Genomic DNA, 22,098 nt, shown 5'->3' on the forward strand with positions numbered 1-22,098 from the left:
ACAGTAAAGAGCAAATCTACGCCTTCTTGAGCTGATCCCCGATCGGCAGCTTGCGAATCCGCTTCCCGGTCGCCGCAAACACCGCGTTGGCCAGCGCCGGCATCGAGCCCGAGGTCCCCGGCTCGCCGATCCCGCCCGGATCGTCCTTGCTGTTCACGATATACACCTCGATCTGCGGCGCCTCGCTCATGCGCATGATGCGGTAGTCGCCGAAATTCGACTGCTGCACGCGCCCCTTGTCGAGCGTGATCTCGCCCCACAGCGCCGCCGTGATGCCGAAGATGATCCCGCCTTCCATCTGCGCCGCGATGGTGTCCGGGTTGACGGTCTGCCCGCAGTCCACCGCACACACCACCCGGTGCACCTTGACGTCGCCGTCCGGCCCCACCGACACGTCCGCGACCTGCGCCAGGTAGGACCCGAACGCGAACTGGCACGACACCCCGCGGCCCATGCGCCGCCCCGCCATCCTGGCGACCGGCTTGCCCCAGCCGGCCTTCTCCGCCGCCAGGTTGAGCACACCCAGCTTGCGCGGCGAATCATTGAGCAGCGCGCGCCGGAACTCGACCGGATCGTGCCGCCCGGCAGCCGCCAGCTCGTCGATGAAGCTCTCGACCACGAACACATTGTGGGTCGGCCCCACGCCGCGCCAGAAGGCGGTGGCGATCGGCGGCTCGTGGCGCACGTACTCGACGTGGAAATCGGGAATCGCATACTGGATGTCGGCCGCCGCTTCCACCGCATCCGGGTCGACGCCGTTCTTCACCGCCGGCGGCGCGAAGCGCGCCATGATCGACGAGCCGGTGATACGGTGGAACCACGCCACCGGCATGCCCTTGTCGTCCAGCTTCGCGGACATGTGATCGAGGTAGTAAGGCCGGTACATATCGTGCTGGATGTCGTTCTCGCGCGTCCACACCAGCTTGACCGGCCCCTTGCCCGCGGCCTTGGCGATCGCCACCGCTTGCACCACGTAATCCACCTCCAGCCGGCGTCCGAAGCCGCCGCCCAGGTAGTGGTTGTGCACCCTGACCTTGTCCTGCGCCAGCCCGGTGATCTTGGCCGCCGCCGCTTGCGCCAGAGCCGGGACCTGGGTGCCGCAGTAGATGTCGCAGCCGTCCGGCTTGAGGTCGACCGTGCAGTTCATCGGCTCCATCGTCGCGTGCGCGAGGAAGGGCACTTCGTAGACGGCATCGATGCGGCGCCCGCCCTTGTCGGCCAGCCGTTTGGCGGCATCGCCCTTGTTGGCGGCCACCGCGCCGGCCTGCTGCGAGGCCTTCATCATGTCGGCCAGGATCGAGGCCGAGCTCACGCTGGCGTTGGGCCCGTCGTTCCAGGCCGGCGCCGCCGCTTCCAGCCCCTGGCGCGCGGCCCAGAAGTGGTCGCCGATGACGGCCACCGCGTTGTCCAGCTTGACCACCTGGCGCACACCCTTGATCGCCATCGCCTTCTGCTCGTCCGCGCTGGCCAGCGTGCCGCCGGTGACCGGCGAGATCGCCACCGCCGCGATGCCCATATTCGGCAGGCGCGCATCGAGGCCGAACAGGGCCTGGCCATTGCACTTGATGGCGGAATCGAGCCGATGGTGCGGCTTGCCGATCAGGGTGAAACCGTCGGGCTTCTTGAGCTCGACCTTGTCCGGCAGCGGCAAGCGCGCCGCCGCGTCGGCCACGTCGCCGAAGCCGAGCGACTGTTTGCCGTCGGGGTGCACGATACGGCCGTCCACCACCTTCACCAAGCCAGGATCCACCTTCCACTGCTGCGCCGCCGCCGTGACCAGCACCGCGCGCACCGTCGCCCCGGCCTGGCGCAGCGGCTTCCACGCGCCGCGCACGGACGTCGAGCCGCCGGTGACCTGGCCGCCCAGCAGCGGATCGGCGTACAGCGCGTTATTGGCCGGCGCCTGCTCCAGCTTCACCTTCGACAGGTCGGCGCCCAGCTCCTCGGCCAGCAGCATCGGGATGGCCGTGAAGGTGCCCTGCCCCATCTCGACCTTCGGGCAGATGAAAGTCACCTGGCCGTCGCGGTCGATGCGGATGAAGGCGTCGCGCGCCAGTCCCGGCGCCTGCGCGTTGTTGGCGCTGGTGGCCTGGCCCACTGCACGCTCGGCCGGCGGCTTGTCGCGCGGCTCCTCTTTCTTCTGGCAGCCGAACAGCGCGAAGCCGAACAGCAGGCCGCCGCCGGCCGCCGCCGACAGCTGCATGAAACGGCGCCGTTCCGGCGAGGCCGGTGTGGTCTTCATGTCCATGCGCGCCTCCTTATTTGCCGCCGGCCGCGATCTTGATCGCGTGGCGGATGCGTGGATAGGTGCCGCAGCGGCAGATATTGCCCGACATGGCGCCGTCGATGTCGGCGTCGCTGGGCTGCGGGTTCGACTTGAGCAGCGCGGTGGCCGACATGATCTGGCCCGACTGGCAGTAGCCGCACTGGACCACGTCGATCTGGGTCCACGCGGCCTGCACCTTCTGGCCGACCGGATCGTTGCCGATCGCCTCGATGGTGGTGATCTGCTTGCCGACCGCGCTCGACACCGGCGTCACGCAGGAGCGGATCGGCTGGCCGTCCAGGTGCACGGTGCAGGCGCCGCACAGCGCGACGCCGCAGCCGAACTTGGTGCCGGTCAGGCCGGCGACATCGCGCAGCGCCCACAGCAGGGGCATGTCGTCGGGGACGTCGAGGTTGGTGCTGGTGCCATTGATGGTCAATGCGGGCATGGTGCGGCTCCTTCGATATCAACTCGCCAACTATAGGGCAGCGGGGCCGCAGGCGGCGCACACGTCGCGGCGCGCGCGGCGTGCCCAAAAAACGGGCAAAAGCGCTTTTGGTGTATCCTAATGCCCATCGCAACAACGGCTTCCATGCCAACTATGCCCGAGCACCCTAGTGACGTCCGTTCGGACGCCAAACCGCACCGGTCGCTGTTTGAACGGCTGACCGCCCTGATCTCCCCCGAGCCCGAAAACCGCGCCGAGCTGCTCGACGTGCTGCACGACGCCCATGAGCGCAACCTCATCGACGCCGACGCGCTGTCGATGATCGAAGGCGTGTTCCAGGTGTCCGACCTGTCGGTGCGCGACATCATGGTGCCGCGTTCGCAAATGGACGTCATCGACATCACCAAGCCGATCGAGGAGTGGCTGCCCACGGTGCTGGAAACCGCGCACTCGCGCTTCCCGGCCATCGAGGGTGAACGCGACAAGGTGGTCGGGATCCTGCTGGCCAAGGACCTGCTGCGCTACTACGCCGAAGAGTCCTTCGACGTGCGCGACATGCTGCGCCCGGCCATCTTCATCCCCGAATCGAAGCGCCTGAACGTGCTGCTGCGCGACTTCCGCGCCAACCACAACCACATGGCCATCGTGGTCGACGAATACAGCGGCGTGGCCGGCCTGATCACCATCGAGGACGTGCTCGAACAGATCGTCGGCGACATCGAGGACGAGTACGACTTCGACGAGGAAGAAGACAATGTCCTGTCGCTCAAGGAAGGCCAGTACGGCCCGCGCTGGCGCGTCAAGGCGCTGACCGAGATCGACCAATTCAACGAGGAGGTCGGAGCAAGCCTGCCCGACGACGACGTCGACACCATCGGCGGCCTGGTGGCCAGCCACCTGGGGCGCATGCCGCACAAGGGCGAGGTGTTCGACCTCGACAACCTGCGTTTCGAAGTGCTGCGCTCCGACGCACGCCAGATCCACGTGCTGCTGGTCGAGAAGCTGCCGGTCATCGTCGAGAACGAACACGACTGATGCGGTTCCGGCGCCAGACCACCACTCCTCCCGTCCCGGCCGAACGCGGCACCCGTCCCACCCTGGTGGGCACGGTCGTCGCCGCGCTCGCGGGCGCCTCGTCGCTGCTGTCGTTCGCGCCACTCGGCTGGTGGCCGCTGCAGTTCCTGTCGCTGGCTTACCTGTTCTACCAGGTCGGCGTGGGCAGCTCGGTGCGCCGCGCGACCCTGCTCGGCTGGGCCTTCGGCTTCGGCTGGTCGATGGGCGGCATGCACTGGCTGTACATCGCGCTGAACCGCTTCGGCGGCCTGCCGGCGGTGCTGTCGGCGATCGCGATCGCGCTGCTCGGGCTGTATATGGGCTTGTTCGGCGCCTTCGCCGCCGGCGCTTCCGCATGGTTGCGCAAGCGCTTCACGCCGCCCGTGTGGGCCTACCTGCTGGTGGTGCTGCCGGTGATGTGGGGCGTATCGGAATGGATGCGCGGCTGGGTGTTTACCGGCTTCCCCTGGGCCGCCTCCGGCTACGCCCACATCGATGCGCCGCTGGGCGGCTACGCGCCGTTGATCGGCGTGTATGGCATCGGCGTGCTGGCGGCGGTGTGCGCCGGCTGCCTCGCGCACCTGACGCAGCCGCGCCGGCGCGTGCAGGCCATCGTGCTGCTGGCCGTGCTGCTGGCCTGCGGCGGCCTGCTGCGCCTCATCGACTGGACCCAGCCGAACGGCAAACCGATCAGCGTGCGCCTGGTGCAGGGCGATATCGCGCAAGACGAGAAGTTCAGCAGCGAGCACCTGCTCGGCATCCTGACGCGCTACCGCGACCTGATCACCGCCAAGCCGGCCGACCTGGTGGCCGCGCCGGAAACCGCGATCCCCGTGTTCCCCTACCAGCTCCCGCCCGGCTACATCGACGACTTGCGCGGCTTCGCTTCGCGCAGCGGCAGCTGGCTGATGTTCGGCATCCCGTTCTCGGACGGCCCCAACACCTATTCGAACAGCGTGGCCGGCATCGGCCCGCAAGGCCAGACCTACCGCTACGACAAGCACCACCTGGTGCCCTTCGGCGAATTCATCCCCACCGGCTTCCGCTGGTTCGTCGACATGATGCGCATCCCGCTGGGCGACTTCACGCGCGGCGGCGCGGTGCAGGCGCCGTTCGCGGTCAAGGACCAGTTCGTGCAGCCCAACGTCTGCTACGAAGACGTGTTCGGCGAGGAGATCGCCAAGCAGCTGCGCGATGCGGCCCATCCGGCCACGCTGCTGCTGAACGTGTCGAACCTGGCCTGGTACGGCGAATCGGTCGCGATCCCGCAGCACCTGCAGATTTCGCGCATGCGCTCGCTGGAGACGGGCCGCCCGATGCTGCGCGCCACCAACAATGGCGCCACCGCCGTTATCGACGGCAAGGGCCGGGTGCAGGCCCTCATCCCCTACTACAAGCAAGGGGTGCTGGAGGCGCAAGTGCAGGGCATGCAAGGCAGCACGCCCTATATCCGTTTCGGCAACGCGACCTTCCTCGCCTTGTCCGCGCTGGCCCTCGCGGGCGCCTGGCTGACGGGACGACGTTACCGGCAGAAAAAAGCTAAAGTTCAATAGTTGCCTGAAATCCGCGCCCAGCCGGGCGCCAAAACCCGCTAAAATTGGTCATTTAGCAAACCCACCGTGTTCGCGGCCCTGTTGGCCGCGAAGCCTACAAGATGCTCACATTCCAACAAATCATCCTGACCTTGCAATCCTATTGGGACAAGCAGGGTTGCGCCCTGCTCCAGCCCTACGATATGGAAGTGGGCGCCGGTACTTTCCACACCGCGACTTTCCTGCGCGCGATCGGCCCGGAGCCGTGGCGCGCCGCCTATGTGCAACCGTCGCGCCGCCCCAAGGATGGCCGCTACGGCGAGAACCCGAACCGCCTGCAGCACTACTACCAGTACCAGGTGGTGCTCAAGCCGGCGCCGGAAAACATCCTCGACCTGTACCTCGGTTCGCTGCAGGCGCTGGGCCTGGACCTGAAGAAGAACGACGTGCGCTTCGTCGAGGACGACTGGGAAAGCCCGACCCTGGGCGCCTGGGGCCTGGGCTGGGAAGTCTGGCTGAACGGGATGGAAGTGACGCAGTTCACCTATTTCCAGCAGGTCGGCGGCCTTGATTGCAAGCCGGTGCTGGGCGAGATCACCTACGGCATCGAGCGCCTCGCGATGTACCTGCAGGGCGTGGAGAATGTGTATGACCTGGTCTGGACCGAGTGGGAAGAGAACGGTGTCAAGAAGCACCTGACCTACGGCGACGTCTACCATCAGAACGAAGTCGAGCAGTCGACCTACAACTTCGAGCACTCCAACACCGAGCTGCTGTTCCAGGCCTTCGCCAACCACGAGAGCGAAGCCAAGCGCCTGATCGAGCTGCAGCTCACGCTGCCGGCCTACGAACAGATCATGCGCGCCTCGCACAGCTTCAACCTGCTGGACGCGCGCGGCGCGATTTCGGTCACCGAGCGCGCCGCCTACATCGGCCGCGTGCGCAACCTGTCGCGCCTGGTCGCGCAGGCCTACTACGACTCGCGCGAGAAGCTGGGCTTCCCGATGGCGGGCTCCCGCCGAGGGGGCGCCTCGAATGAAGCCGCCGCCTGAACTGACAAGAACAGAACCATGAATCAAACCCTACTCGTCGAACTGCAGACCGAAGAACTGCCACCGAAGGCGCTGGTCAAACTGGGCGCGGCTTTTGCCGCCGGCATCGAAGGCGGCCTGAAGGCGCGCGGCTTCCTGGAAGACGGCAGCGTCGCCACGCCCTACACCACCCCGCGCCGCCTGGCGGTCTCGATCACCCATGTGCGCGCCAAGTCGCCGGACAAGACCATCCGCGAGAAGGTGCTGCCGGTCGCGGTCGCGCTGGACAAGGAAGGCAAACCAAGCGCGCCGCTGGCCAAGAAGCTGGCCGCGCTGGGCTTCCCCGACCTGACCGTCGACCAGCTCGAGCGCGCCTCCGACGGCAAGGCCGAGAGCTTCTTCTACACCTACACCGCGGCCGGCACGGAACTGGCCGGCGAGCTGCAGGCGGTGCTGCAGGAGACCGTGGCCAAGCTGCCGATCCCGAAGGTGATGAGCTACCAGCGCCCCGACGGCGAGACCGTGCAGTTCGTGCGCCCGGTGCATTCGCTGCTGGCCCTGCACGGCGAACAGGTGGTGCCGCTCACGCTGCTGGGCCTTTCCAGCGGCCGCGAGACGCTCGGCCACCGCTTCCTGTCGCACGGCGGCACCATCGCCATCGCCAGCGCCGAACAATATGCGCCGGTGCTGGAAAACGAAGGCAAGGTGGTCGCCTCGACCGCCGCACGCAAGGAATCGATCCGCAAGCAGCTGCTGGAGAAAGCCGGCGCCGACCAGGTGCTGATGCCCGAGTCGCTGCTCGACGAAGTGGCCGCTCTGGTCGAATGGCCGGTGGTGTACGAATGCCATTTCGAGGACGCTTTCCTGGCCGTGCCGCAGGAATGCCTGATCCTGACCATGCAGACCAACCAGAAGTACTTCGCGCTGACCGACGCCGCCGGCAAGCTGCGCTCGCGCTTCCTGATCGTCTCCAACCTGGCGACCGACGATCCCTCGGCCATCGTCGGCGGCAACGAGCGCGTGGTGCGCCCGCGCCTGTCCGACGCCAAGTTCTTCTTCGAGCAGGACAAGAAGAAGACGCTGGAATCGCGCCTGCCGCTGCTGGAGAACGTGGTCTACCACAACAAGCTGGGCACGCAGGCCGCGCGCACCGGCCGCGTCACCCGCCTTGCCGGCGCGATCGCCAGGCATCTCGGCTACGACGTGCTGCTGGCCGAACGCGGCGCGCAGCTGGCCAAGGCCGACCTGCTGACCGATATGGTGGGCGAGTTCCCCGAGCTGCAAGGCATCATGGGCACCTACTACGCGCGCCACGACGGCGAGCCGGAAGAAGTGGCGCTGGCCGCGTCCGAGCACTACCAGCCGCGCTTCGCCGGCGACGCCCTGCCCTCGACCAATACCGGCCTCACGGTGGCGCTGGCCGACAAGCTGGAGACCCTGGTCGGCATCTGGTCGATCGGCCTGCAGCCGACCGGCGAGAAGGATCCGTTCGCGCTGCGCCGCCATGCGCTGGGCGTGATGCGCATGCTGGTCGAGAAGCGCCTGCCGCTGCCGCTGTCGCAGCTGCTGGCCGATGCCGCATCCGTGTTCGAATACCAGCCGGGCTTCAAGGACCCGAGCGTGGAAGTGAAGGAATTCATGCTGGACCGCGTGCGCGGCATGCTGCGCGAGCGCGGCTTCTCGCCGAACGAGGTGGAAGCGGTGCTGGCCCAGAACCCGGACCGCGTGGACGACGTGGTGCAGCGCCTGGAAGCTGTGCAGGCCTTTGCCGCGCTGCCGGAAAGCGCCTCGCTGGCCGCGGCCAACAAGCGCATCACCAACATCCTGAAGAAGACCGAGGCCCCGGCCGGCGGCGTGCAGGAGAAGCTGCTGCAGGAAGAGGCCGAGCGCAAGCTGGCCGCCAGCGTGCAGCGCGTGCGCCCGGACGTCGATGCGGCGTTCGCGCGCGGCGACTTCACCGGCACGCTCAAGACCCTGGCCCAGCTGCGCGACGACGTCGACGCCTTCTTCAACGACGTGATGGTGATGGCCGAGGATGCCGCCCTGCGCAACAACCGCCTGGCGCTGCTGTCTTCGCTGCACGGCATGATGAACCGCGTGGCCGACATCTCCAAGCTGGCGGCATAAAGGGAAAGCGATGAAGCTGATCATCCTCGACCGCGACGGCGTCATCAACCATGACTCGCCGGAGTTCATCAAATCCCCCGACGAATGGATCCCGATCCCCGGCTCGCTGGAGGCGATCGCGAGGCTGAACCAGGCCGGTTACCGCGTGATCATCGCGTCCAACCAGTCCGGCATCGCGCGCGAACTGTTCGACATCGCCACCCTCAACGCCATCCACCGCAAGATGCACCAGTCGGCGCAGCAGGTCGGCGCCGACATCGACGCCATCTTCTTCTGCCCGCACGCGGCGATCGACAACTGCGACTGCCGCAAGCCCAAGGCCGGCATGTTCGAGGAGATCGCCAAGCGCTTCAAGGTCAGCCTGAAGGGCGTGCCGACGGTCGGCGACTCGCTGCGCGACCTGCAGGCCGGCTTCATCAGCGGCTGCGTGCCCTACCTGGTCCTGACCGGCAAGGGCGAGAAGACCCAGGCCACCGGCGGACTGCCGCCGGGCACCCAGGTGTTCCCCGACCTTGCCGCGGTGGTCAACGCCCTGCTCAAGGCGCCGGCGCCCGTCGCCGCCGCCTGATCCATTCAACATACCTGCCGGAGCCGATCTCCTTGCGCCAATTTGCCTTGTTCCTGCGCTCGCTGCTGTTCACGACCGTGATGATGGTCGCCACCGTCGTCTGGTCGTGCGTGTGCCTGCTGTGCGCGCCCCTGCCCTACAACCAGCGCTTCTGGGTCACCTCGCGCTGGAACGTGTTCGTCATCTGGTGCGCCAAGACCATCTGCGGCATTAACTACCAGATCAAGGGCTACGACAACCTGCCGGACGCGCCGGCGATCCTGCTGTCGAAGCACCAGTCGGCCTGGGAGACCATCTTCCTGCTGCCGAACATGAAGCGCCCGCTGGTGTTCGTGTTTAAAAAGGAAATACTGTATATACCGTTTTTTGGCTGGGGCATGGCGCTGCTGCGCATGATCCCGATCGACCGCAAGCAGGGCAAGAACTCGTTCGCGCAAGTGGTCAAGATCGGCAAGCGCAGGCTGGCGGACGGCCAGTGGATCATCATGTTCCCGGAAGGGACCCGCATCCCGGTTGGCCAGAAAGGCAAGTACAAAAGCGGTGGCACACGCCTGGCTGTGGAAACTCAGAGCGTTGTCGTGCCGATCGCGCATAATGCAGGTGAGTGCTGGCCGAAGGGCTCCTTCATCAAGAAGCCAGGCACGATCACGGTATCGATTGGCAAACCGATATCGCCAGAAAACCACAGTGCCGACAGCCTGATGCATGAGGTCGAAAATTGGATAGAATCGGAAATGCGCGTCATTTCGCCCCACGTCTACAAAGGTGGCTAAGCGAAGTTGGCGCCCTGATCAGAGCCTCCTCCCCGCAGCACACCATGACCTCTTCAAAGATCGACGGGAACCAGCTGGAACTGTTTGCACAAGATTTTTTCGCTTCACTCGAACCATCCACCAAACCGGCAGCGGCGCCGCAGCCGCTGTTCAAGGCGCCGCCCGCGCCGCAGCGCGTCACCTTCCCTGTTCCTCCGCGCGGGCCGGACGATCCTCCGCTGCGCAAGATCGTGCTCGGCACCCATGCGGTGGAATTCGAGCTGCGCCGCTCCGCGCGCCGCTCGATCGGCTTCATGATCGACGACGACGGACTGCGCGTGACCGCGCCCAAGCGCGTCACCCTGGCCGAAGTGGACAACGCCCTGCGCGCCAAGCAGCGCTGGATCCTCTCCAAGCTGCACGAACGCGGCGAACGGCGCCAGCAGCGCCTGCAAAAGCCTCCGCTGCGCTGGGAAGACGGCGCGCAGCTGCCCTACATGGGCGGCGAGATCACCTTGCGCCTGGAGCCGGCGCCGCGCAGCCACTGCCGCTTCGACGCCGACGCGCGCACGCTGTCCGTCGGCGTGGTGGAAGGCTTGTCGGAATGGCAGCTCAAGGAGCGCGTGCGCTTGTGGTATCACGACGAAGCCACGCGCGTGTTCGGCGAACGGCTCGATCACTATGCCGCGCGCATGGCGCTGTCATATAACACCTTCGCGCTGTCGTCGGCGGGCACGCGCTGGGGTTCATGCACAGTGGAGGGCAATATCCGCCTCAACTGGCGCCTGATCCACTACCCGCTCGCGCTGATCGACTACGTGGTCGCGCACGAGCTGGCGCACCTGCGCGAGATGAACCACAGCGCGGCGTTCTGGGCGACGGTGGGCGAGGTGTATCCGGACTACGACGGCGCGCGCCTGGCGCTGCGCAAGCGCTCGCATGAGATGCCGGTGTTGTTTGACGACTGAGACTCGCCGCCAACGTCAAAATCGTCATTCCCGTGCACGCGGGAATCCCATTGCGCCGCTCCGCCACTAGCGCCTGCGTTCACTAAATGCACACAAAATGGGGTTCCCGCGTGCGCGGGAACGACGTTTCTATCGGAATCAGTCTTCCTTGCGCACGTCCACCAGCCGCCGCAAAGCGGCCAGCTGCGCCGGCGTCAGGCAGCGCGAGGGAATGGGCAGCGTGCCATGCCTCAGCACCAGCATGATGCCGCGCGAGTACAGGCGCACCGCCGTGACGTCCGGCCACTCGATGAGTGTGACCCCGGTGCCGCTGCTGCGCACGATGCCATGCTCGTCGAGGGTGAAATCGTAGGTGCGGCGCGAACGCCCGAGCAGGATGAAATTGAGGACGGCGGTGGCGGTGCTCTTGAGCAGCAGGTACCACCCAGCAGGGAAGCCGACACGGCGGCGGCGAATGAGGTTGCGGCTGTGCTGCCACATGAAGCTCGCATATTCGATGAGCCGGTAGCGCACCGAGAAATGCAGTTCGGTTAAAGCTGGAGTTGCGGGGGCGGCGTGCGCGGACGGCGCTGGCGCGGTGGACGGAAACACAACCGCGTCGTCATCCTGCTGGACCAGCGCTCCTGCCGCATCGGCGCCACCGGCCGACCGTGGGCGATCTGACCACATGCGCATCCCCTTATTTGACGAACTCAGATGCGCATGTTAGCAAAACCTACGCAATAAGTCGCCGTAATAGTTCAACTGTGCGCAGGGTTGCGCCACGGTGATGGCCGGCGAAGGCCAGCGCCAGCTCGCCCATGCGCGCGCGCGCTGCGGGGTCAGCCAGCAGCGCTGACGCCTGCGCCAGCAGTTCATCCGCGTCACGCACGCGCAGCGCGGCGCCCATCGCCACGGCCTCCTCGGTCGCCTGCAGGAAGTTGAAGGTGTGCTCGCCGACCAGCACCGGCTTGCCGACGGCGGCCGCCTCGATCAGGTTCTGGCCGCCCAACGGCAGCAGGCTGCCGCCGATGAAGGCGCAGTCGCAGGACGCGAAGTAAGCGAACATCTCGCCCATCGAATCGCCCAGCAGGACGTCGGCCTGCACGGTGTCGCCGTCGCCGAGGCTGGAGCGGCGCTGCAGCGACAGGCCGCGCGATTCGATCATGCGCGCCACCTCGTCGAAACGCTGGGGATGACGCGGCACGATCGCCAGCAGCATGCCGGGCGGCCGCGATGGCAAACGCAGGAAGGCGTCGAGGATCAGCGCTTCCTCGCCCTCGCGCGTGCTGGCGCACAGCAGTATTGGCCGGGCGCCGCAGCGCGCGCGCAGCCAGGCGCCCTTGTCCAGCGCCGCTTGCGGCGGCGTCACGTCGAACTTGATGCTGCCGGTGACCGCGACCTCCGGCGTGCCCAGCGATTTGATGCGTTCTGCATCGGCCTCGGTCTGCGCGGCCGCCAGCGTGATCATGCGCGCCGCATCGAGCATCACCGGTCCCGCGCGCCGGCCGCGCCGCAGCGAGCGCTCCGACAGCCGCGCGTTCACCAGCGCCACCGGCACGCCGGCTTCGGCGCAGGCCGCGATCAGGTTCGGCCAGACCTCGGTCTCCATCAGGATGCAGACGCGCGGCGCGAAATGGCGCAAGAAGCGGCGCACCATGCCCGGAGTGTCGTAAGGCAGGTAGGACTGCACGATGCGCTCGCCGTGCTGCTTGAACAGGGCTGCGCCGGTGGCGCGGCCGGTAGGCGTCATGTGGGTGAGCAGGATGCGGCAGCCGGGCCAGCCGGCCAGCAGCGCCTCGACCAGCGGCTCCGCCGCGCGGGTCTCGCCCACCGACACCGCGTGCACCATGATGGTGAGCCGCGGCGGCAAGGGCGCGCCGTTGAGACCGAGGCGTTCCGCCCAGTGCTGGCGGTAGCCCGGCTCCTTGCGTCCGCGCCACCACAGCCTTGCCAGCGCCACCGGCAGCGCCAGCCGCCACAGCGCCGAATACAGGCCGCGTTTCATGCCGCCGCCAGCAGGCCGCGCGCGGCGGCCACCACCTCGTCCACCGATGGCGGCTGGGCGGTGTCGCCGAGGTTGATGATGCGCGGCGACCAGTTGCCCTCGGTCTTCCAGCGCGGCGAGTCGCAGTAGATTTCCACCGTCGGGCGCACGAAGGCGGCGGCGATGTGGGTCAGGCCGGTGTCGACGCCGACCGCCAGCGCGGCGTCGCGCGCCAGCTCCACCGCTTCCATCATCGATAGCTTCGGCAGCACGCGCGCGTTCGGCAGGCTGGCCGCGATGGTCCCGGCTTCGGCCTGTTCGGCCGGCGAGCCCCAGGGCAGCAGCACCGCCATCGGCGCCAACGCGCGGCCCAGCGCGATCCAGTTGGCGGTATCCCACTTCTTGGCCGCGCGCGCGGTCCCGTGGAAGAACACCGCGTAGTCTTCGCGCGGCATCCAGGCCGGGCGTGTGGCCAGCTCGGATGGCGCGGGCAGGCCGAAATCCGGCGGCGTGTCGATCGCGTAGCCGAGCGCCTGCGCCGCCACCTCGCGCCCGCGCGCGACCGCATGCGCACGCCGCTCCACTTTCACGCTCTGGTCATGGAACACGCGCGAGACCGGCTCGTAGCCCGAGCCTTCGGTGCCGTTGGCCAGGCCCACCTTGCGGCCGCCCGGCTTGACCCGCGCGGCGCCCATGATGATGCCGGTCTTGATCAGGCCCTGGGTATCGAACACGTAGTCGTACTGCTCTTCGCGCAGGGTGCGGAAGAAGCCGCGCACCTCGGCCCGGATCGCCGGATCGAGCAGGCCGCGCCGCCAGCGCCGCAGCGCGAACGGGATCACGCGGCGCACGCGCGGATTCAGGCGCACCAGGCTGGTGTACCCCTCTTCCACCACCCAGTCGATCTTGGCATCGGGATGGTGGCGCAGGATGTCGGCCACCATCGGCAGGTTGTGCAGCACGTCGCCCAGCGACGACACCCGCACCAGCAGGATATTCAAGTCGGTCTCGCGCTCAGAACGGCAGTTGTGCGTCCGGTTTCGCCGCCAGGATCACCTGGCGGAATTCACCCTGGATGCGGGCCAGCGCGGCCGGCGATTCGCCTTCGAAGCGCAGCACCACCACCGGCGTGGTGTTGGACGAACGCGCCAGGCCGAAGCCGTCCGCGTATTCGACACGCAGGCCGTCGATGCCATTCACGCCTTCCGCGGTCGGGAAGCTGGCGTCGCTGCGCAGCTTGTCGATGAGGGCGAAGTTCTCGCCTTCCTTCAGGTGCAGGTGCAGCTCCGGGGTGCTGGTCGCGATCGGCAGGGCATTGAGCACCGCCGACGGATCGGCTTCACGGGTGAGCAGTTCCAGCATGCGCGCGCCGGCGTACAGGCCGTCGTCGAAGCCGTACCAGCGGTCCTTGAAGAAGATGTGGCCGCTCATTTCGCCGCCCAGCGGAGCGCCGGTTTCGCGCAGCTTGGCCTTGACCAGCGAGTGGCCGGTCTTCCACATCAGCGGCAGGCCGCCGTGCTGCATGATCCACGGCGCCAGGTGGCGCGTGCACTTCACGTCGTACAGGATCTGCGCGCCCGGATTGCGCGCCAGGACTTCGGCCGCGAACAGCATCATCTGGCGGTCCGGGTAGATGATCTGGCCGTCCTTGGTGACGATGCCGAGACGGTCGCCGTCGCCGTCGAAGGCCAGGCCAAGCTCGGCGTCGGTATCGCGCAGCGCGGCAATCAGGTCCTGCAGGTTTTCCGGATGCGCGGGGTCCGGATGGTGGTTCGGGAAGCGGCCGTCCACTTCGCAGAACAGTTCGAGCACCTCGGCGCCCATGGCGCGGAACAGCTCCGGCGCGAAAGCCCCCGCCACGCCGTTGCCGCAGTCGACCGCGATCTTGATCGGGCGCGCCAGCTTGACGTCGCCGGCGATGCGCGCGATGTAGGCGTCCTTGATGTCGTGGGTGCTGTAGCCGCCCTGCTGCGCCGCCTTGCTGCCGTCGTGCGCGGCGATGCTGTCGTACAGGCCGGTGATGGCCTCGCCGTGGATCGCCTCGCCCGCCAGCACCATCTTGAAGCCGTTGTAGTCGGGCGGATTGTGGCTGCCGGTGACCATGATGCCCGAACGGGTGTCCAGCACATTGGTCGCAAAATAAACCATCGGCGTGGCGACCATGCCCAGGTCGATCACGTTCACGCCCGCAGCGCGCAAGCCATCCGACAGCGCCGCGGCCAGCTCGGGGCCGGACAGGCGGCCGTCGCGGCCGATGGCCACCGTGCGCTCACCCTTGGCCAATGCCGCGCGGCCGAACGCCTGGCCGATCTGGAAGGCGATCCCGGCATCCAGTGTGCTGCCGATGACCCCGCGGATATCGTAGGCCTTGAAGATGGTTTTCGAGAGAGCGACCATGTTGTTCCTTGACGTGCCCGGCCGGCATGGCGGAACCAGGCATGGCGGACTCACCGCCGATGTTGGAGGGATGACAAAATCAGACGGTATTGTAGCGGCAAGCGGACCCCAGAGATAGGTCCGCCGCGTTTGCCGCAAGAGAGGCGCGGCGCGAATGCGCCGGCCGGGGAATCAATCAGACGCGCAGCTTGTCCAGCGACTTGCCGCTTTCGACCCATTCCTTGACCCATTTCGGCTGGCGGCCGCGGCCAGTCCATTGATGGCTCGCATTGTCGGGATGGCGGTAACGCACGGCGACCGAGCCCGATTTGCCGCGGCTGGCCGTCATCAGGTCTTTCAGCGGCACGCCAACGCTTTGCGCGATAGCCATGATCTGTTCGCGCGCTTTCTGCACTTCCTGCTGTTCGCGCTTTTTCATTTCCTGCTTAATTTGCTCTTGCAAATTCCGCAAGTCTCCCAGGGACATATTCGAAAGATCCATCATTTTCCTCTGTGGTAGTGGGTGAAACAGTTTAAATGAAATCTCACCAAATGTCGCAATATACTACAACAAAAGTTTATTGCTAGCCTTTTTTGCGCCAAATCAGCCAGCGCGGAGACTTAAATCGAACGATACGCGCATACAACCACACGTAACTGATAATAAACAATAAGCAGAAGATTACAAGTACATCGGTATTCTTCCAGAACACGGTGGCCGGGATCACGGCGGTCAGTGAAAACAACCAGAGGTAGGGCGAAGTGCGCGCATTGCGCTTCATCAGCGCGCGCGCTTCCTTCGGGCCGACGGTCCATTGCACGATCCGTCGAAAGATCAGGCTGTGCAGGTGAATACCGTCCGGCATTGCGGGAGATTTCCCGCGCAAGAACATGCGGCGATACGCGGAAAACAGCGTTTCAAATGCAGGGTAAATCAGCAGCAGTGCCGCATACCAGGTGGATACCTGGGGATTGCGCATCACCAGCAGCAGCGCCAATTCGCCCAGCATGAAACCGATGAAGTAAGCGCCGCCATCGCCGAGGAATATCAGGCCGACCGGGTAATTCCAGAGCAGGAAACCGGCAGTGGCGCCGGCCACCATCAGCGCGGTGACCACGATGAACATATCGCCCACCTGCGCCCCCACATAGGCCAGCGACACCAGCATGAATATCGTCACCACGCTGGCCAGGCCATTGAAGCCGTCGATGATATTGACGGCATTGGCGATGCCTGCCACTGCCAGCACGGTGAGCGGCAATACCACCCATCCGGTGCTCAGCGCCATGCTGCTGAAAGGCAGGTCGATGCGGCCGATACGGGCGTCCACCAGAAAATATGCCAGCAGGGCCGCCGCCATGGTCAGCAATAAACGCCGCGAAGGCTGGACCCGGCCCGTATAATCTTCGGCGATCCCACCCACAAAGGCGAGAATCGAGCACATCAGCAAAGACAGGAGCCAGGGCGACAGCGCCGGCACCCGCCATACGGTAATGCCGGCGCTGATCCCGACCGCGAGGAAAATCGGCAGTCCGCCGATGCGCGCGACCGCGTGGGTATGCACCTTCTGGACGGCGCCGAAATCACTGTCCAGCGCCGGCCCATGCAAGCGCGCGTGCTTCACGACCAGCAAGGTCAGCAAGGCAGACGCGACAAAACTCACGAGAAATGAAAACATTTATTCTTCTTAAGATGCCGGCTTCGACAAGGAAGCCAGGCTGAAGGCCCGCGCCGCGAGCGCTGGCTTTATTCTACAGAATTGCCGCGCTCGGGCTCGGCGGGGACAGTTTATCGCTGCATTATCAAATCGAATTGAGCGAAATCGTTCATTATCCACAGCACGATCGCTCTAATATTTGTAGCAATTAATATTCCCGCGTGAAAGTATCTTTAACTCATGCACAGTTGTAGTGCATCTTGCCAATTCGGAAGTTCTCCAGAAATATTGGCAAGTTTGCGGCAATCGAGCACGCTATTGGGCGGCCGCTGCGCGCGGCTGGGATATTCGCTCGTCGCGATCGGCACGACCCGGCAATCGATATGCGCTGCGGCCATGATGGCCTCGGCAAAACCATGCCAGCTGGTTTGTCCCGCGCACGCCAGGTGATATATGCCGGAGTGGCAGCGCCACCATTCATTGCCCGCCACGTTTGCATCGGCGAGCAGATGAGCGCTTATTTCCGCCACGGTGCGGCACCATGTGGGCGCGCCGAACTGGTCGGCCACCACCCGCAATTCGCCCTGCTCGCGTGCGCGCTTCAGCATCGCCAGCAAAAAGTTATTGCCGCGCATTCCATAAACCCAGCTGGTCCTCAGGATCAGGTGCGAAATGCCGGATTCCGTCACCGCATTTTCACCGGCCAGCTTGCTGCGCCCGTAGACATTCAATGGCGCGGCCAGGTCATCTTCGGTGTAAGGAGCGTTTTTGCCGCCGTCGAATACATAATCGGTCGAATAATGGACCATGGCCGCACCCAGCGCGCGCGCTTCCCGCGCCAGCACGGCCGGCGCCTCGGCATTGATGCGAAATGCCAGTCCGGGTTCGGATTCCGCCTGCTCCACCGCCGTATAAGCGGCCGCATTGACGATCAGCGCCGGCTTGAGCGCGCGCACGCCATCGGCGAGGCGGTCGAGGTCGGTCAGGTCGAGCTGCTCCCGGGTCGGCGCAGCGATGTCGCCCAAGCCCTGCAGGCTGCGCTGCAGTTCGTAGCCGACCTGACCGCTGGCCCCGAGCAGGAGGATGTTCATGCGACCGCCTCAGCCTGTGCCAGCGGCACCCCGGCCTTGTCCTTGGCGGACACGATAGGCTCGCCATCCACGGGCCAGTCAATGCCCAGCGCCGGATCGTTCCACAGCAGCGTGCGTTCGTGCTGCGGCGACCAGTAATCGGTGGTCTTGTACACGCATTCTGCGACGTCGGAGGTGACCAGGAAGCCGTGCGCAAAGCCCGGCGGAATCCACAGCTGCAGGTGGTTGTCGGCGGACAGCTCGATGGTGCCGGAACGGCCGAAGGTGGGCGAACCGCGCCGCATGTCGACCACCACATCGAAAATCGCCCCGGTGGTGACGCGCACCAGTTTGCCCTGCGCGCAGCCGACCTGGTAATGCAGGCCGCGCACCACATTGTGCAGCGATTTCGAGTGATTATCCTGCACGAATTGCGGACGCAATCCCGTCAGTTCGGCAAAGCGCCGTTCGTTGAAACTCTCGTAGAAAAAGCCGCGTTCATCCCTGAACACTTGCGGCTCGATGACCAGCACATCGGGAATCGCGCTTGGGCTTATTTTCATCGGAACACCCTGCCATGAAGGATTTGCATCAGGTACTGGCCATAGCCGCTGCTTTGCAAAGGCACGGCCAGCCGTTCAAGCGCCTCGGCGCCGATATAACCCTTGCGATAAGCGATTTCCTCGGGCACCGCCACTTTCAGCCCCTGACGCTTCTCGATAGTAGAAATGAATTGAGCCGCGTCCAGCAGGGAGTCGTGGGTGCCGGTATCGAGCCATGCCATCCCGCGCCCCATCACTTCAACCTGCAATTGGCCCTTGGCAAGATAGGCCCGGTTGACGTCCGTGATTTCAAGTTCGCCGCGCGCGGACGGGCTGATCGAAGCCGCGATATCGCTTGCCGAACCATCGTAGAAATACAGGCCGGTGACCGCGTACGACGATTTCGGCACCGCCGGCTTTTCGTCGATCGACAGCGCGGCCTGGTCCGGACCAAATTCGATGACACCATAACGCTCTGGGTCATGCACGTGATAAGCGAACAGGGTCGCCCCGGACACCCGCTGGCTGGCGCGAGCAAGCTGCGCTTCCAGGCCGTGGCCATAGAAGATGTTATCGCCCAGAATCAGCGCGGACGGGCCGCCTGCGAGGAAATCGCGGCCGATGACCAGCGCCTGAGCGATGCCTTCCGGTGAAGGCTGTACCGCATATTCCAGGCTGAGGCCCCAATGCGCGCCATCACCCAGCAATTCCTGGAAGCGCGGCATATCCTGCGGCGTCGAAATGATCAGGATCTCGCGAATACCGGCTTCCATCAGCGTGGACAGCGGGTAATAAATCATCGGCTTGTCATACACCGGCATCAGCTGCTTGGACAAGCTCAGCGTCATCGGATAAAGGCGGGTGCCCGAACCGCCGGCAAGGATAATGCCGCGCCTTTGCATGTTCATGGCTGCACCTCGCGTCCCACGTAATTCCGCTGAATCCACTCACGATAGGCCCCGGACTGCACCCGCGCGGTCCAATCGGCATGGTCGCGATACCACTGCACCGTTTTACGCAATCCACCGGCGAAGCTTTCCTGCGGCGCCCACCCCAGTTCGCCCGCAAGTTTTGAAAAATCGATCGCATAGCGGCGATCATGGCCAGGCCGGTCGGCCACATGACTGATCTGGCCGTGATAGCCGCCCTCTTTCGGCACCAGTTCGCCGAGTACGTCACACACGGCGCGGACCACGTCGAGATTGGTCATTTCGCTCGCGCCACCGATCACATAACTCTCACCGGGCGTGCCCGCCTCCAATACACGCCGCAATGCGGTGCAATGGTCGCCTACGTAAAGCCAGTCGCGCACCTGCCTGCCGTCCCCATAAACCGGCAATTCCGCCCCGGACAGTGCATTCGCAATCATCAAGGGAATCAGCTTTTCAGGAAACTGGAATGGGCCATAATTATTCGAGCAGTTCGTCACCAGCGTAGGCAGGCCGTAGGTATGATGCCAGGCGCGCACCAGATGGTCCGATGCCGCTTTCGATGCCGCGTAGGGGCTGTTCGGTGCGTAGCGCGATTGCTCGGTGAATGGCGCATCGCCGGGACCGAGCGAACCGAATACTTCGTCGGTCGACACATGCAAAACTCGGAAAGATGCGCGCTCTGTATCGCCCAATGTCGACCACCAAGCCTGCGTTTCCGCCAGCAGCGCGAACGTGCCATCGACATTATTGGCGATGAAATCGGCGGGGGCGTGGATCGATCGGTCGACGTGGGTCTCGGCGGCAAAATGAATCACGGCGCGCGGGCGATAAGTTCGCAGCAGGCTCGCCATCTGTGCACGGTCAAGAATGTCGGCACGCACGAACACATGGCGTGCATCGCCCACCAGCGGTGCGAGATTATCCAAATTGCCCGCGTAGCTCAGCTTGTCGCAGTTCACGACCGGCTCGTCGGAGCGGGCCAGCCAGTCGAGCACGAAATTGGAACCGATGAAGCCGGCAGCGCCCGTCACCAAAATCATTTAGTATCCTGTCAAAAGCCCGAGGCCAAAGCCGCATTCTATGTGAAAGCGGAGGCTATCAAGAAGTCCAGACCATTTCCACAGCATGAGAACATACGCCATTGGCGACTTGCAGGGCTGCGCCCACGAGGCCCAGGTACTGCTCGATCATATCCAACAGGACGCCCGCGGCGACTCACGCATCCTGTTGGTCGGTGACCTGATCAACCGCGGGCCGGAGTCGCTGGCCGCGCTGCGCCGCATGAAGGAACTGTCCGAGCGCAGCGGCGGCCGGGTCGAGGCCCTGCTCGGCAACCACGACCTGCACCTTTTGGCAGTCGCGGTGGGTGCGCAAAAGGCCAGCAAATCGGACACGCTGGACGAGATCCTGGCCGCACCCGACCGCGATGAGCTGATCGCCTGGCTGCGCCATCGCCCGCTCGCGCTGCTGGTCGACGCGCACCTGCTGGTGCACGCCGGCGTGGCGCCGCAATGGAGCGCCGAGAAAACCCTGGCGCTGGCCGCCGAAGTCGAGGCGGTGCTGCGCGGCGACGGCTGGATCGACTTCCTCCAGCAAATGTACGGCAACGAGCCGAACCGCTGGGACGACGCGCTGACCGGCATTGCGCGCCTGCGCTGCATCGTCAACGCGCTCACGCGTATGCGCCTGTGCCTGCCCGACGGGACCATGGACTTCACGCACAAGGAAAGCGATATCGGCCCGGCCGGCTCCGGCCTGGAGCCGTGGTTCGAGGTGCCGAACCGGATGACGGAGAACGTGACGGTGGTGTTCGGCCACTGGTCGGCGCTGGGCCTGGTGATGCAGCCGAACGTGATTGGCCTGGACAGCGGCTGCGTCTGGGGCGGCAAGCTGTCGGCGGTGTGCCTGGACGACCGCTCGCTGCTCCAGGTGGACTGCCCGGAGTACCGGGAACACGGCGGCAAGAAGAACTGAAGGCTCAGGCGCGCGCCGGCGTGGCGATGCCGGCAGCCGGCGCGGGAGCATGCGCGGTCAGCGCACTGGCGACGGCATCGCGCGCCTGCTGCGCGAGCTCGCGCCGCTGTGCGCCCGCGCTGCCGATCGGCGCCAGGCAGCTCAGGCGCACCCGCACCGGTGGCCCGGACAGGATCGCGATGAAGCTGCGCACGAAGGTGGTCTCGCCGATGTAGTCGACCGAGGTGTGGTGCGCGCCGCCGGCATCGACGTATTCGATCGCATACGGCTGCACGGCGACGCCGGCATCGATCGCGGCCTCGAACAGGTTGGCGTGGAAGGGCAGCACCTGCCCTTGCATCGCCGTTGTCCCCTCGGGGAAGAAGGCCACGCGCTGGCCCTGGCGCAGCACGTCGACCATGCCCTTGAAGATGCCGCGCAGGTCGCGCCGGTTGCCGCGCGCGATGAACACCGTGCCGGCCCGTTCGACCAGCCAGCCGAGCACCGGCCAGGCGCGGATCTCGGCCTTGGCCACGAAGCGGCACGGGTGGACCGAATTGATGACGAAGATGTCGAGCCAGGAGACGTGGTTGGCCACGATCATGGCGTGCTCCAGCGCGGGCGCGCGGTCGCATGGTTCGAGCTGCACGCGGCACAGCACCAGCAGCTGGCGCGACCAGCGCCGCGTCAGCCGCGCGCGCGCAGGCGCACCCGCCCACGGGAACACGAAGGCGCAGATGGCCAGGCCAGCAAGCAGATGGACGATGGCGCGCGCAAGGCGCCAGGCGAGCGTGATATTCAAGGTGTACAGGTCAAAATCGCCGCGCGCGCTCGTGGTCGGGCGCTGGCAGGGGCA

21 protein-coding genes are annotated in these 22,098 nt (G+C 65.6%); 8 read left to right on the top strand and 13 right to left on the bottom strand.

Going from position 1 to position 22,098, the window contains the following annotated elements; translation table 11 throughout:
• Positions 1-16: 16 nt before the first annotated feature.
• Together NX778_RS10490 and NX778_RS10495 are read right to left on the bottom strand one after the other, a co-directional pair.
• The gene (locus NX778_RS10490; protein ID WP_258811670.1) at positions 17-2,248 is read right to left on the bottom strand and encodes a xanthine dehydrogenase family protein molybdopterin-binding subunit; all 2,232 of its coding nucleotides are present in this window, start codon (positions 2,246-2,248) and stop codon (positions 17-19) included.
• Between the two features lie 10 nt (positions 2,249-2,258).
• Positions 2,259-2,714 (bottom strand): (2Fe-2S)-binding protein, encoded by a 456-nt coding sequence (locus tag NX778_RS10495; RefSeq protein WP_258811671.1) that lies wholly within the window; start codon positions 2,712-2,714, stop codon positions 2,259-2,261.
• 153 nt (positions 2,715-2,867) lie between these two features.
• On the opposite strand from NX778_RS10495, the gene NX778_RS10500 reads away from it, so the two are divergent.
• From NX778_RS10500 to NX778_RS10530, 7 genes are all read left to right on the top strand, one after another.
• Positions 2,868-3,749, top strand: coding sequence for a CorC family transporter (locus NX778_RS10500; protein ID WP_258811672.1), 882 nt, complete (start codon positions 2,868-2,870; stop codon positions 3,747-3,749).
• A complete protein-coding gene (gene lnt, locus NX778_RS10505; protein WP_258811673.1) occupies positions 3,749-5,320 on the top strand; it encodes an apolipoprotein N-acyltransferase in 1,572 nt (523 codons plus the stop codon). Before NX778_RS10500 ends, lnt begins: the two co-directional genes overlap by 1 nt.
• A 101-nt stretch (positions 5,321-5,421) precedes the next feature.
• Positions 5,422-6,351 carry a glycine--tRNA ligase subunit alpha gene (gene glyQ, locus NX778_RS10510; RefSeq protein WP_258811674.1) on the top strand — a complete coding sequence of 310 codons (930 nt, stop codon included), beginning with the start codon at positions 5,422-5,424 and terminating at the stop codon, positions 6,349-6,351.
• 18 nt (positions 6,352-6,369) lie between these two features.
• Positions 6,370-8,457 carry a glycine--tRNA ligase subunit beta gene (gene glyS / locus NX778_RS10515; protein WP_258811675.1) on the top strand — a complete coding sequence of 696 codons (2,088 nt, stop codon included), beginning with the start codon at positions 6,370-6,372 and terminating at the stop codon, positions 8,455-8,457.
• A gap of 10 nt (positions 8,458-8,467) precedes the next feature.
• Positions 8,468-9,025 (top strand): D-glycero-beta-D-manno-heptose 1,7-bisphosphate 7-phosphatase, encoded by a 558-nt coding sequence (gmhB, locus tag NX778_RS10520; RefSeq protein WP_258811676.1) that lies wholly within the window; start codon positions 8,468-8,470, stop codon positions 9,023-9,025.
• A gap of 32 nt (positions 9,026-9,057) precedes the next feature.
• Positions 9,058-9,798 (top strand): lysophospholipid acyltransferase family protein, encoded by a 741-nt coding sequence (locus NX778_RS10525; protein WP_258811677.1) that lies wholly within the window; start codon positions 9,058-9,060, stop codon positions 9,796-9,798.
• 44 nt (positions 9,799-9,842) lie between these two features.
• Positions 9,843-10,745 carry a M48 family metallopeptidase gene (locus tag NX778_RS10530; RefSeq protein WP_258811678.1) on the top strand — a complete coding sequence of 301 codons (903 nt, stop codon included), beginning with the start codon at positions 9,843-9,845 and terminating at the stop codon, positions 10,743-10,745.
• Positions 10,746-10,883: 138 nt separating this feature from the next.
• Here NX778_RS10530 and NX778_RS10535 read toward each other — a convergent pair whose 3' ends face one another.
• The 10 genes from NX778_RS10535 to rfbB form a co-directional block, all read right to left on the bottom strand.
• A complete protein-coding gene (locus NX778_RS10535; protein WP_258811679.1) occupies positions 10,884-11,414 on the bottom strand; it encodes a YcxB family protein in 531 nt (176 codons plus the stop codon).
• A gap of 46 nt (positions 11,415-11,460) precedes the next feature.
• On the bottom strand, positions 11,461-12,732 hold the full coding sequence (gene waaA, locus NX778_RS10540; protein WP_258811680.1) for a lipid IV(A) 3-deoxy-D-manno-octulosonic acid transferase: 1,272 nt from the start codon (positions 12,730-12,732) through the stop codon (positions 11,461-11,463).
• The gene (gene waaC / locus NX778_RS10545; RefSeq protein WP_258811681.1) at positions 12,729-13,712 is read right to left on the bottom strand and encodes a lipopolysaccharide heptosyltransferase I; all 984 of its coding nucleotides are present in this window, start codon (positions 13,710-13,712) and stop codon (positions 12,729-12,731) included. Before waaC ends, waaA begins: the two co-directional genes overlap by 4 nt.
• A 13-nt stretch (positions 13,713-13,725) precedes the next feature.
• Positions 13,726-15,108, bottom strand: a complete 1,383-nt coding sequence (locus NX778_RS10550; protein WP_258811682.1) for a phosphomannomutase/phosphoglucomutase — start codon at positions 15,106-15,108, stop codon at positions 13,726-13,728.
• A 175-nt stretch (positions 15,109-15,283) separates the two neighbouring features.
• Positions 15,284-15,589, bottom strand: coding sequence for an H-NS histone family protein (locus NX778_RS10555; protein ID WP_258811683.1), 306 nt, complete (start codon positions 15,587-15,589; stop codon positions 15,284-15,286).
• A gap of 82 nt (positions 15,590-15,671) precedes the next feature.
• The gene (locus NX778_RS10560; protein ID WP_258811684.1) at positions 15,672-16,766 is read right to left on the bottom strand and encodes a glycosyltransferase family 4 protein; all 1,095 of its coding nucleotides are present in this window, start codon (positions 16,764-16,766) and stop codon (positions 15,672-15,674) included.
• A gap of 212 nt (positions 16,767-16,978) precedes the next feature.
• Positions 16,979-17,836 (bottom strand): dTDP-4-dehydrorhamnose reductase, encoded by an 858-nt coding sequence (rfbD, locus tag NX778_RS10565; RefSeq protein ID WP_258811685.1) that lies wholly within the window; start codon positions 17,834-17,836, stop codon positions 16,979-16,981.
• Positions 17,833-18,378 carry a dTDP-4-dehydrorhamnose 3,5-epimerase gene (gene rfbC / locus NX778_RS10570; RefSeq protein ID WP_258811686.1) on the bottom strand — a complete coding sequence of 182 codons (546 nt, stop codon included), beginning with the start codon at positions 18,376-18,378 and terminating at the stop codon, positions 17,833-17,835. The genes rfbD and rfbC overlap by 4 nt, the downstream gene beginning before the upstream one ends.
• Entirely contained in the window at positions 18,375-19,259 is an 885-nt protein-coding gene (gene rfbA, locus NX778_RS10575) for a glucose-1-phosphate thymidylyltransferase RfbA (RefSeq protein WP_258811763.1), read from the bottom strand. The genes rfbC and rfbA overlap by 4 nt, the downstream gene beginning before the upstream one ends.
• A 2-nt stretch (positions 19,260-19,261) precedes the next feature.
• Entirely contained in the window at positions 19,262-20,329 is a 1,068-nt protein-coding gene (gene rfbB / locus NX778_RS10580) for a dTDP-glucose 4,6-dehydratase (RefSeq protein ID WP_258811687.1), read from the bottom strand.
• Between the two features lie 85 nt (positions 20,330-20,414).
• Between rfbB and NX778_RS10585 the strand changes: the two genes are divergently transcribed.
• Entirely contained in the window at positions 20,415-21,263 is an 849-nt protein-coding gene (locus NX778_RS10585) for a symmetrical bis(5'-nucleosyl)-tetraphosphatase (RefSeq protein WP_258811688.1), read from the top strand.
• A 4-nt stretch (positions 21,264-21,267) separates the two neighbouring features.
• Here the strand turns inward: NX778_RS10585 and NX778_RS10590 are convergent, their stop codons facing one another.
• On the bottom strand, positions 21,268-22,044 hold the full coding sequence (locus NX778_RS10590) for a lysophospholipid acyltransferase family protein (RefSeq protein WP_258811689.1): 777 nt from the start codon (positions 22,042-22,044) through the stop codon (positions 21,268-21,270).
• Between the last annotated feature and the right edge of the window lie 54 nt (positions 22,045-22,098).

It is taken from the genome of Massilia terrae (assembly GCF_024753145.1).
GTDB lineage: Bacteria > Pseudomonadota > Gammaproteobacteria > Burkholderiales > Burkholderiaceae_D > Telluria > Telluria terrae.